This is a genomic window from Bacillus sp. NPDC077411 (assembly GCF_044543425.1).
In the GTDB taxonomy this organism is placed as follows: domain Bacteria; phylum Bacillota; class Bacilli; order Bacillales; family Bacillaceae_G; genus Bacillus_A; species Bacillus_A bruguierae.
The window spans coordinates 228,731-239,977 of the sequence record NZ_JBITWA010000007.1; the positions used below are offsets into that span (position 1 = coordinate 228,731).

The following is an 11,247-nucleotide window of genomic DNA, read 5'->3' on the forward strand; positions in this document are numbered from 1 at the left end:
GCCGCTCTTATAACTTTACTTCAGAATGTAATAAAGATTTCACCGTATCTACGTACAATCTATGTTCGACAAGTTGAATTTTCTTTTGTAAACTTTCTCGTGTATCATTTTCAGAAACTGTTACTGCTTCTTGAGCGATAATTGGCCCAGTGTCCATACCTGCATCAACGTAATGGATCGTTACACCTGTTACTTTCACACCAGCTTCAATTGCTTGCCCAACTGCATCTTTTCCAGGAAAGCTTGGCAATAGTGAAGGGTGAATGTTAACGATTCTCCCTCCATAAGCAGCTAGCAATGTCGGACCAATTAAACGCATATACCCCGCTAGAATAATCCAATCAATCTCGTACTCTTGCAATTTCTTTACTATTTCTTGTTCGAATGCTTCCTTTGATTCATACGCTTTCGCTGAAAAGGAAAAGCAAGGAACATGATGATTATTTGCGCGCTCTATAACACGTGCGCCCGGCTGATCACATACGAGCAAACTAAGCTTTGCATCTAATCTTCCAGCCTCTACCGCGTCCACAAGTGCTTGGAAATTAGAACCGCTTCCTGAAGCAAAAATTGCTAATCGGCTCATGATACCGCGCCTCCATCAAATGTAACACCTGAACCTTTCACAGTGCGTCCGATGATACGAGCTGTTTCCCCTTGTTCTTCTAAAAGGTTCATAGCACCTTCTGCATCTTCTTCTTTGACCGCTACTACCATACCAATACCCATGTTAAAAATATTGAACATTTCTTCTTTCTTTAATTGACCAACTTCTTGCAGTAAATCAAAGATTGGATGAACTGTCCAAGAACCGAGTTCAATTTGTGCTCCGATACCTTCTGGCAACATACGTGGAATATTTTCAATAAATCCACCGCCAGTAATATGAGCCATGCCAGTTACGTTATATTTCTTCAATAGTTCTAAAATAGGTTTGACGTAAATTTTCGTTGGTTTTAATAATTCTTCACCAAGTGGTAGTTCTAAACGACCATAAATACGATCAAGTGAAAGTTGTCCATCCTCTACCAACACTTTACGTACAAGAGAATAACCATTACTATGAATTCCGCTAGAAGCAAGTCCAATTAATACTTGATTCTCTTCAATAGATTGTCCTGTAACAATTTTCTTTTTATCAACAATACCAACCGTAAATCCTGCTAAATCATATTCTTCCTCAGAATACATCCCTGGCATTTCAGCTGTTTCTCCGCCGATTAATGAACAACCAGCCTGACGGCATCCTTCTGCAATTCCTTTGACGATGTCTTCAATTTTACTAGGTTCTGCTTTACCGCAAGCAATATAATCAAGGAAAAAGAGTGGCTCTGCTCCTTGAACAACAATGTCATTTACACACATTGCAACTGCATCGATACCGATTGTGTCATGTTTGTCCATCATGAAAGCGAGCATTAATTTTGTCCCTACACCATCTGTTCCAGATACTAATACTGGCTCTTCTAATGCGAATTTTGAAAGATCAAACATCCCTCCAAAACCGCCTAACCCGCCTAGCACTTCTTTTCTCATCGTTGTTTGCACGTGTTTTTTCATGCGAGATACCGCTTCATATCCAGCTTCAATATCTACTCCTGCTTGCTTATATGCATTCGCCATCGTTTCTATACACCTCGTCTTTTTATACTGAAAGAATTTCTCCCGTCTACTGGGTAGTAACTGTAAGAAAAAGCGAGCTTCTACACAGCATATAGTAGAAGCTGCTATGCTTTCTTATCGTGCTCTATATAAATCTATTTTAAATTCCCGACATATAGGTCGATGCTGTGCAGACAAAAAATGACTTACACTCTTTTGCTCCCTGTGTTTTAAACCTTGCATGTGGTAGAAAAAGGCCCTGACCGCTTCTATGCACGGCCAGATGCTCTCGCCCCTCCCTAAAAAGAAAAGGTTTTTTATGTCGTTTTTTAACTTATATATCTTTGCCTTATTTCATACTTGCTAAAAGTTCTTGCTCATAATCATAAAGAGCCGTCGGATAATCGCCATTAAAGTAAGCCATACATAAACCGCCATATTTCCCTTCGTACGGACGGCCAATTGCATTAATTAAACCCTCTTCACTTAAAAATGTTAAAGAGTCTGCTCCAATGATTTCACGAATTTCTTCTATTGAATGATTTGCTGCGATTAATTCTTTTCTTGTTTGAATGTCAATTCCATAGAAGCACGGATACTTAAGAGGCGGCGAAGCAATTCTTACATGCACTTCTGTTGCCCCAGCCTCGCGAAGCATACGAACAATTCGCTTGCTTGTTGTACCACGTACGATAGAATCGTCAATCATAACAACACGTTTTCCTTCAACAACACCTCGTACTGCTGAAAGTTTCATTTTTACCCCTTGTTCACGCAATTCTTGAGAAGGTTGAATAAACGTACGTCCAACATAACGATTTTTAATTAAGCCTAACTCATAAGGAATTCCAGTTGCTTCTGCATAGCCGATCGCTGCCGAAATACTAGAATCAGGTACACCTGTTACAACATCTGCTTCAACCGGAGCTTCCTTTGCTAACAACTTCCCCATATTTTTACGCGCTGCATGGACGTTAACACCAGCAATGTTTGAATCAGGGCGAGCAAAGTAAATGTACTCCATGCTGCAAATGGCATGTTCTACATCATTTGTAAAACGATCTATCTGAATTCCTTCATCATTAATGATAAGTAATTCTCCAGGTTCTACATCACGAATGTATGTTGCTCCTACTACATCAAAAGCACATGTTTCAGATGCTACAACGTATGCATCTCCCATCTTTCCAATCGAAAGCGGACGGAATCCATTTGGATCTAATGCAACAATCATTTCATTTCCTGTTAATAATAAATAAGCAAAAGCACCTTTTACTTTGTTTAATGCATCTTTTACACTTTCAATTAATGTACCTTTTGTATTGCGTTTAATTAAATGAAGCAATACTTCTGTATCCGAACTTGTTTGAAAAATACTTCCCTCTGCCTCTAATTCACGGCGAAGCATTTTTGCGTTAATTAAATTACCGTTATGAGCTAATGCCATACTATGGTCTGAAAAGCGAAATAACAGTGGTTGAACATTCGCAACTTCAGCGCCGCCTGCTGTCGCATAACGAACGTGCCCAATCGCTGATTTTCCGTTTAAATCATCTAACTCACCGCGTGAAAACACTTCTGATATTAAACCAAGCCCTCTATGACCAGTGATTTTCTCCCCATTATTTACAACAATGCCAGCGCCTTCTTGACCACGGTGCTGCAAGCTATGCAATCCATAATACGTAACTTGTGCTGCATTTTCATGCCCCCAAATTCCGAAAACGCCGCATTCTTCATTTAGCCCCTTTATTTCATTAAGCATGGAATAGCCCCTTTCCAAGCCGTTCTCATTTCATCAACATCCGCTGTAAGCAATACTTCCTTTTCTTCATTACGAATTGTTAATTGATTTGTATTTGTTACTTCCCCAACACAAAGTGCATCTACCATATTTTCAAACGCTTCTTTTTGCTCGCGTTTTACTGTAACAATAAAGCGAGATTGTGATTCTGCAAATAACATCGCTGTCGCTTCTCCAGCTAACTTCACATCTGCGCCTAATCCGCTTGTTCCCATTGCACTTTCTGCGAAAGCAACTGCTAATCCGCCTTCTGCAACGTCATGTGCTGATTGGACAAGACCTTCTTGAATCGCTGCTAGTAATTGCTTTTGACGTTTTTCTTCTACTTCTAAATCGATGCTTGGTGCTTGACCGAAAATTTTTCCATACACCATTTTTTGTAATTCACTACCACCAAACTCCGCTTTCGTTTCACCGATTATATAAACGAGATCACCAGCTTGCTTAAACTCTTGCGTTGTTACATGCTTTACGTCATGTACAAGACCAACCATACCAACAGTTGGTGTTGGGTATACTGCTTCCCCACTGCGCTCATTGTACATTGATACGTTTCCACCAATAACAGGTGTATGTAACGTGCGGCACGCTTCGCTCATACCATCTACTGACTTCTCAATTTGCCAGAAGATTTCTGGCTTTTCAGGGTTACCAAAGTTTAAGCAATCTGTAATTGCAAGTGGCTCACCGCCAGAACATACAATATTACGAGCTGCTTCTGCTACAGCAATTTTTCCGCCTACTTCGGGATCTAAATAAATGTAGCGAGAGTTACAATCCGTTGTCATTGCTAATGCTTTATTTGTTCCGCGAACACGAACAACCGCTGCGTCAGACCCTGGTGTAACAACTGTGCTTGTGCGTACTTGGTAATCGTATTGATCATATACCCACTCTTTACTTGCAATCGTTGGTTGTTGTAATAAAGATAGTAATGTCTCTTCATAATTCTCCACTTTTGGTGTTTCCATCTTCATTTGTTGGAATTCTGCAAAATACGCAGCTTCTTTTGAAGGCTTATGATAAACAGGTGCCTCCTCTGCTAATGCATCAGCCGGCACTTCCGCCACCATTTCACCTTTATGGAATAAACGAAGCATTTTATCTTCTGTTACTTTTCCCATTACTACTGCTGCAAGGCCATATTTTTCAAATAGCTCTACAATCTCTTGTTCTCTACCTTTTTTCACGACGATTAACATACGCTCTTGTGATTCAGAAAGCATCATCTCATATGGTGTCATGCCTGTTTCACGCTGCGGTACATCATCTAAATACATTTCAATACCCATACCTGCTTTACTTGCCATCTCTGCTGAAGATGATGTTAAGCCTGCCGCTCCCATATCTTGAATACCGACAAGTGCATCGGATTTGATTAGTTCTAAGCATGCTTCAATTAAAAGCTTCTCCATAAATGGATCGCCTACTTGCACCGCTGGGCGTTTTGCATCGGAATCCTCAGATAGCTCTTCTGATGCGAATGTTGCACCGTGAATACCGTCGCGGCCTGTTGCTGCACCAACATACATGACTGTATTACCAGCACCGTGCGCTTGACCTTTTTTAATGTCTTCATGGTTAATTAACCCAACGCACATTGCGTTTACAAGTGGATTTCCTTCATAACATGGATCGAACTGTACTTCTCCGCCAACAGTTGGAATCCCGATGCAGTTACCGTATCCCGCAATACCCGCTACAACTTCTTCAAATAAATATTTTACGCGTGGTGATTGTAGCTCACCGAAGCGAAGTGAATTTAACATAGCAATTGGACGTGCTCCCATAGAAAACACATCACGGATAATACCGCCAACCCCTGTCGCTGCACCTTGATACGGTTCAATTGCAGATGGATGGTTATGACTTTCCATCTTAAATACTACCGCTTGATTATCACCGATATCAACGATTCCAGCGCCTTCACCAGGACCTTGCAGTACACGTTCACCAGTCGTTGGGAACTTACGAAGAACTGGCTTTGAGTTTTTATAACTACAATGCTCTGACCACATAACAGAGAACAATCCTGTTTCTGTATAGTTTGGCAGGCGGCCTAAAATCTTTTCAACCATGGCAAACTCTTCGTCTGTTAATCCCATTTCCGCATAAATGCGTTCTTCTTTAATTTGAGTTGGATTTGGTTCAAGCAGTAACGACATATGTTTCCCTCCAATGTTTCAAAATAGATTGAAATACTTTTAGACCATCCGCTCCTCCAAGCAATTCATCAACAGCACGCTCTGGATGCGGCATCATACCAAGTACATTTCCTTGCTCACTTACAATCCCTGCAATATCTGAAACGCTTCCGTTTGGATTCTCTACATAACGGAAGACAATTTGATTATTTTCTTCTAACTGTTTCAATGTTGCTTCATCACAGTAGTAGTTTCCTTCACCATGAGCGATCGGAATATCGATCACTTCATCTTTCTCATATTGCGATGTAAACATTGTTGTATTATTTTCAACACGAAGCTGAACAGTGCGGCACATAAATTTTAAGTTTTTATTACGAATTAATGCACCAGGCAATAGTCCAGACTCTACTAAAATCTGAAATCCGTTACATACACCTAAGATTGGTTTTCCTGCTTCAGCTGCTTTTCGTACACCTTTCATTGCGTTTGCAAAGCGAGAAATAGCTCCGCAGCGAAGGTAATCACCGTAAGAGAAACCACCTGGTAGTAAAATTGCATCGTACTGATCTAAGTTTTCTTCACTATGCCAAACGTAGTCTACATCTTGGCCAAGCTCATCTTTAATTGCATGAAACATATCTACGTCACAGTTCGAACCTGGGAAAACGATTACGGCAAATTTCACTGCGCGACAACCTCCTCAACTTCATAGCGATAATCTTCAATCACTACGTTCGTTAATAATTTTTCGCACATTTCTTTTACCTTTGCATCAATATCTGTAACTGATTTACCAATTGTTAGTTCCATATATTTACCAATGCGCACATCTTGTACTTCTGTAAAGGAAAGACTATGAAGTGCTCCTTTTACCGCTGTTCCTTGTGGATCTAATACACTTTCTCTTAACGTTACATATACCTTTACTTTATACATGTGAAGCTCCCCCTAATCGTTTTAAAATCTCTTCATAAGCCTCTGTTAAATTACCAAGATCACGACGGAATACATCTTTATCAAATTTTTCATTGCTCGCTTCATCCCATAAGCGGCATGTGTCTGGTGAAATTTCATCCGCTAATAAAATTTCTCCATCTTCTGTTATACCGAACTCTAATTTAAAATCTACTAATCTTACACGACAGCTTGCGAAATGCTCAATCAACACTTGATTGATTTGTAGAGCTTTTTCTCGTAGTATGCTTACTTGCTCTGGCGTTGCAACGTTCAACACACGAATATGATCTTCTGTTACAAGAGGATCCCCTAAATCATCATCTTTGTAGTAAAATTCGACGATTGGTGTTGTAAGTGTAGTACCTTCTTCCATACCTAGTCGTTTTGAAAGACTACCCGCAATCACATTTCTTGTGACAACTTCTAATGGAATAATGCTTACTTTTTTTACAATTTGTTCTGTTTCTGATACTTTCTCAACAAAGTGTGTTTTGATTCCTACTTCTTGTAACTTTCTGAATAAAAGAGTTGTAATCTCGTTGTTCAGACGACCTTTTCCTGTAATCGTTGCTTTCTTTTCCCCATTGAAAGCAGTAGCACTATCTTTATACTCTACCCAAACCATATCTGCTGCTTCTGTACGATAAATTCTTTTTGCTTTACCTTCATACAGCAATTCTAGCTTTTGCATTTCGCAAGCCCCCTGTAGTTTGAAAAATGTGAATAGTATGTTTATAAATAATGGCACAGAATGAAATGATTCTGTGCCATATAAAATTATCAGTTTAAGCCAAGACGTTCAAAAATTGTATCAACATGTTGCAAGTGATGTTCATAGTTGAAACATTCATTGATTTCTTCTTGTGTTAATTTGCTTGTAATACGCTCATCGGCTTCTACAAGCTCTTTAAATTGTACTTGCGTTTCCCATGCTTCCATCGCTTTAGGTTGTACAATATCATAAGCTTCTTCACGTACCATACCTTTGTCGATTAACGTAAGCATTACGCGCTGAGAGTAAATTAGGCCATATGTTCTTTCCATGTTTCGTTTCATGTTCTCTGGGAATACCGTTAAGTTTTTCACGATATTACCGAAACGATTTAACATGTAATTTAATGCGATTGTTGCATCTGGTAAAATAACACGCTCTGCAGAAGAGTGTGAAATATCACGTTCATGCCATAATGGAACATTCTCGTAAGATGTCATCATATAACCACGGATAACACGAGCTAAACCAGTCATATTTTCAGAACCGATTGGATTTCGTTTATGCGGCATTGCAGAAGAACCTTTTTGTCCTTTCGCAAATGACTCTTCCACTTCACGTGTTTCACTCTTTTGTAAACCGCGAATTTCAACTGCCATTTTCTCAATAGATGTTGCGATTAATGCAAGTGTTGACATGTAATGTGCATGACGATCACGTTGCAATGTTTGCGTTGAAATCGGAGCTGCTTCTAACCCTAAGTTTTCACAAACATATTTTTCTACGAATGGATTAATGTTTGCGAATGTACCCACTGCACCAGACAATTTACCAACGCGAACTGTATCAGCTGCTTGTTTAAAACGTTCTAAGTTACGTTTCATTTCTTCATACCAAAGACCAAGTTTTAAACCAAATGTTGTTGGTTCTGCATGAACACCGTGCGTTCTTCCCATCATAATTGTGTATTTATGTTCTTTTGCTTTGTTAGCTAAAATAGTAATGAAATTTTCTAAATCGTTTAGTAGAATCTCATTTGCTTGTTTTAAGATATAAGATAAAGCTGTATCTACTACGTCTGTAGATGTTAAACCATAATGTACCCATTTGCGTTCTTCACCTAATGCTGGTGTTTCTGATACAGCACGAGTGAAAGCAACTACATCATGACGCGTTTCTTGCTCAATTTCATAAATACGATCAATATCGAAAGATGCATGTTCACGAAGCTTTTTCACATCTTCTTTTGGAATATCGCCAAGCTCAGCCCATGCTTCACAAGCTAAGATTTCAACTTCTAACCATGCTTTAAATTTATTTTCTTCCGTCCAAATCGCACCCATCTCAGGGCGTGTATAACGACTAATCATCTTTTTCCCTCCAAAAGTTGTTCTTGATGGTCCCAAATATGCAAACTCTTCGCTTTTTCTAAAGCAACTTCAATATTTTCATTTAAAATATTTACATGCCCCATTTTACGCTGCGCTTTTGCTTCTTCTTTTCCATACAAGTGTAAATAGCACCCGGTAAATCTATTCACTTGTCTTAGGACCCCTTCTATATGTTCGCCTAAAATGTTTACCATGACAACTGGTTTTAACAAATTTGTTTCTCCTAGAGGTAAATTACAGATTGCTCGAATATGTTGCCCAAATTGACTTGTTTCACATGCATCGATTGTATAGTGCCCAGAATTGTGAGGTCTTGGTGCTAATTCATTAATATAAATCTCACCATCTGCCGTAGCAAACATTTCTACTGCTAGCGTTCCCACAAGCTGAAGTTCATCCGCAAGTACCTGTGCATATGCAATTGCTTTTTGTGAAAGTGCTTCTGTGATGCGAGCTGGTACGATGGATTCATGTAAAATGTTATTTACATGAATATTTTCAGCTACTGGAAATACCTTCGTTTCACCACTAACACTGCGAGTGACAATAACTGATACTTCTTTTTCAAATGGCACCCATTTTTCAAGAATACATTCAGTCTGATTTACAAGTTCCCTCGCTCTTACAACATCCGCTTCGCTTCTTAAAACAACTTGCCCTTTCCCGTCATATCCCCCTGTTGTTGTTTTTAACACACAGGGAAAGGAAAGTTCCTTAATTGCTTCTAAAAGTGCATCTTGCGTCTGCACGAGTCTATATGGTGCAACTGGTAAGCCAACATTTACGATTGCATTCTTTTCTGTAAAACGATTTTGCGTTTTATTTAACAACTGACTACCTTGTGGTAAATACGCATGTTTTTCAAGCCATTGTAAACATCTATAATCAATATTTTCAAATTCATATGTGATAACATCGCTTATTTCCGCTAAATGCTGAATCGCTTTCAAATCATCATATGCTGCAACAATTTCAATATCAGCAACTTGTGCACATGGCGAATGCTTTGCCGGATCTAGTACAGCAATTTTATAACCCATTTCCTTCGCTGCTAGCGCCATCATTCTTCCAAGCTGGCCACCGCCAATAATTCCAATTGTTTTTCCAGGTAAAATGATTCTTGTCATATCAGTTCACTACCTTCACGCACATTTTTCTCGATTGCTTCTCTTCTCAATTCTAATGCATCATGTATATCATCATGAAATGATCCAAGTATTTGTGCTGCAAGTAGTCCTGCGTTTGTTGCACCAGCCTTACCGATCGCGACAGTCGCCACCGGAACCCCTCCTGGCATTTGAACGATAGACAGTAACGAATCTAAACCATTTAACGCTTTTGATTGAACAGGAACACCGATTACAGGAAGATTTGTCTTCGCTGCAACCATCCCTGGTAAATGAGCGGCTCCGCCAGCTCCAGCAATAATAACTTTTAATCCACGTTCACGAGCTGTTTCTGCATATTCAAACATATAATCTGGAGTCCGATGAGCGGATACAACTTTCTTCTCATACGGAATGTTTAATTCATCTAAAATGTCACAAGCATATTTCATTGTTTCCCAGTCTGACGTGCTTCCCATTATGATTCCAACTAGTGATTTCATATTAGAATCCCCCCGATTCAAATAAAAAAAGCCTGAAATAGAACATTTTCTCTTTTACTATGAGAGAAAGCGCTCTACTCAGGCATATGTATCCCTTGTGAATAGAAAAATACCGAGTGACTTTCCCTCATAGTCTAACGAATAACGGTCGTTAGGTAGAGACTTGCAGGCCATATCCCCGCGATTATATGAGGTACGATATAATATTGTTTCTACCGTTATATTAACAGGTGTTATTCAAACATGTCAACAAATAATCGAATGTTTTTTTGCCCAACACATTATAACGTTCGTGTTTTAGTTATAATAAAAAGAAGAACCGAAAAAATATGCAAAAAAGGAAGGGAATTAAAGAAGAAATGCGAGAATATATGCAATTTATCTTACATAACGATTCACTATATAAATAGGAAGGATTCCATTCAAAAACAATTCAAAGTTATTGCGGTTGGAGATATAGCAGGAACTACTTTTTGTATATTTAAGCATCGCCTATGATACTATTATTATAAATTCACACTAATTTATAGGTGGTTTAATTATGAGGGAACTTAACATATTGTCATATTTATGTTTTTCTATCGCAATAACTGCTGCAATTATTACATCCGCTTTTATAACATCTGACTTTTTCTATTCTCATTATTTAAAACTTATACTTGTTGTAGAAATAATCAGTCCCATTATCGGAATTATTTTAGGTTCTTTCGGAAAACCTGGAAAACCAAAACAAATTGCTATTATTTTAAACAGCATCTTCTTTATTCTTTTTTCACTTTTGGCATTATTAAATTTATGGATTATGATATTTGGCAAGTAAGATTCAACTAATAATCAGTGGGGGTTCTTCATCCCCCCACTGATTAACTGCTCGTTAATACGGGATAAAAATGAACACAAAAAAACCTAAGTCAATTGACTTAGGTTTTTGCCTGGCAACGTCCTACTCTCACAGGGACAAAGTCCCAACTACCATCGGCGCTAGAGAGCTTAACTTCCGTGTTCGGTATGGGAACGGGTGTGAC

At 38.8% G+C, this 11,247-nt stretch carries 11 protein-coding genes, 1 rRNA gene and 1 riboswitch; of the genes, 1 reads left to right on the forward strand and 11 read right to left on the reverse strand.

All coding sequences use genetic code 11. From position 1 onward, the window contains the following. Positions 1–7: 7 nt before the first annotated feature. The 10 genes from purN to purE all read right to left on the reverse strand — a co-directional run bounded on the left by purN (position 8) and on the right by purE (position 10,222). Positions 8–586, reverse strand: coding sequence for a phosphoribosylglycinamide formyltransferase (gene purN / locus ACIGHG_RS12200; protein ID WP_336472959.1), 579 nt, complete (start codon positions 584–586; stop codon positions 8–10). Continuing rightward, positions 583–1,623, reverse strand: coding sequence for a phosphoribosylformylglycinamidine cyclo-ligase (gene purM / locus ACIGHG_RS12205; RefSeq protein ID WP_336472960.1), 1,041 nt, complete (start codon positions 1,621–1,623; stop codon positions 583–585). Before purM ends, purN begins: the two co-directional genes overlap by 4 nt. 328 nt (positions 1,624–1,951) lie before the next feature. Continuing rightward, complete coding sequence (purF, locus tag ACIGHG_RS12210) at positions 1,952–3,367, reverse strand: amidophosphoribosyltransferase (protein WP_336472961.1); 1,416 nt, start codon at positions 3,365–3,367, stop codon at positions 1,952–1,954. Continuing rightward, entirely contained in the window at positions 3,352–5,571 is a 2,220-nt protein-coding gene (purL, locus tag ACIGHG_RS12215) for a phosphoribosylformylglycinamidine synthase subunit PurL (RefSeq protein WP_396548607.1), read from the reverse strand. Before purL ends, purF begins: the two co-directional genes overlap by 16 nt. Further along, on the reverse strand, positions 5,555–6,238 hold the full coding sequence (gene purQ, locus ACIGHG_RS12220; protein ID WP_090917417.1) for a phosphoribosylformylglycinamidine synthase subunit PurQ: 684 nt from the start codon (positions 6,236–6,238) through the stop codon (positions 5,555–5,557). Before purQ ends, purL begins: the two co-directional genes overlap by 17 nt. Next, positions 6,235–6,489, reverse strand: coding sequence for a phosphoribosylformylglycinamidine synthase subunit PurS (purS, locus tag ACIGHG_RS12225; protein ID WP_336472964.1), 255 nt, complete (start codon positions 6,487–6,489; stop codon positions 6,235–6,237). The genes purQ and purS overlap by 4 nt, the downstream gene beginning before the upstream one ends. Continuing rightward, the gene (gene purC / locus ACIGHG_RS12230; protein ID WP_396548610.1) at positions 6,482–7,201 is read right to left on the reverse strand and encodes a phosphoribosylaminoimidazolesuccinocarboxamide synthase; all 720 of its coding nucleotides are present in this window, start codon (positions 7,199–7,201) and stop codon (positions 6,482–6,484) included. The genes purS and purC overlap by 8 nt, the downstream gene beginning before the upstream one ends. A gap of 89 nt (positions 7,202–7,290) precedes the next feature. Continuing rightward, positions 7,291–8,592: an adenylosuccinate lyase gene (gene purB, locus ACIGHG_RS12235; protein WP_090917412.1), complete on the reverse strand. Its 1,302-nt coding sequence runs from the start codon at positions 8,590–8,592 to the stop codon at positions 7,291–7,293. Continuing rightward, positions 8,589–9,740 carry a 5-(carboxyamino)imidazole ribonucleotide synthase gene (gene purK / locus ACIGHG_RS12240; protein ID WP_396548612.1) on the reverse strand — a complete coding sequence of 384 codons (1,152 nt, stop codon included), beginning with the start codon at positions 9,738–9,740 and terminating at the stop codon, positions 8,589–8,591. The genes purB and purK overlap by 4 nt, the downstream gene beginning before the upstream one ends. Next, positions 9,737–10,222, reverse strand: coding sequence for a 5-(carboxyamino)imidazole ribonucleotide mutase (purE, locus tag ACIGHG_RS12245; RefSeq protein ID WP_090917409.1), 486 nt, complete (start codon positions 10,220–10,222; stop codon positions 9,737–9,739). The genes purK and purE overlap by 4 nt, the downstream gene beginning before the upstream one ends. 110 nt (positions 10,223–10,332) lie before the next feature. Further along, positions 10,333–10,434: riboswitch (purine riboswitch) on the reverse strand. A 329-nt stretch (positions 10,435–10,763) separates the two neighbouring features. Between purE and ACIGHG_RS12250 the strand changes: the two genes are divergently transcribed. Then, positions 10,764–11,042: a hypothetical protein gene (locus ACIGHG_RS12250; RefSeq protein WP_396548615.1), complete on the forward strand. Its 279-nt coding sequence runs from the start codon at positions 10,764–10,766 to the stop codon at positions 11,040–11,042. Positions 11,043–11,152: 110 nt separating this feature from the next. Here the strand turns inward: ACIGHG_RS12250 and rrf are convergent. Further along, positions 11,153–11,247: ribosomal RNA gene (gene rrf, locus ACIGHG_RS12255) — 5S ribosomal RNA — on the reverse strand; the annotation flags it as partial.

Coding starts and splice junctions, on each gene's coding strand:
- purM (WP_336472960.1), bottom strand. CDS start 1,623: ATGGCGAATGCATATAAGCAAGCAGGAGTAGATATTGAAGCTGGATAT.
- purS (WP_336472964.1), bottom strand. CDS start 6,489: ATGTATAAAGTAAAGGTATATGTAACGTTAAGAGAAAGTGTATTAGAT.
- purL (WP_396548607.1), bottom strand. CDS start 5,571: ATGTCGTTACTGCTTGAACCAAATCCAACTCAAATTAAAGAAGAACGC.
- purN (WP_336472959.1), bottom strand. CDS start 586: ATGAGCCGATTAGCAATTTTTGCTTCAGGAAGCGGTTCTAATTTCCAA.
- purE (WP_090917409.1), bottom strand. CDS start 10,222: ATGAAATCACTAGTTGGAATCATAATGGGAAGCACGTCAGACTGGGAA.
- purC (WP_396548610.1), bottom strand. CDS start 7,201: ATGCAAAAGCTAGAATTGCTGTATGAAGGTAAAGCAAAAAGAATTTAT.
- ACIGHG_RS12250 (WP_396548615.1), top strand. CDS start 10,764: ATGAGGGAACTTAACATATTGTCATATTTATGTTTTTCTATCGCAATA.
- purF (WP_336472961.1), bottom strand. CDS start 3,367: ATGCTTAATGAAATAAAGGGGCTAAATGAAGAATGCGGCGTTTTCGGA.
- purB (WP_090917412.1), bottom strand. CDS start 8,592: ATGATTAGTCGTTATACACGCCCTGAGATGGGTGCGATTTGGACGGAA.
- purK (WP_396548612.1), bottom strand. CDS start 9,740: ATGACAAGAATCATTTTACCTGGAAAAACAATTGGAATTATTGGCGGT.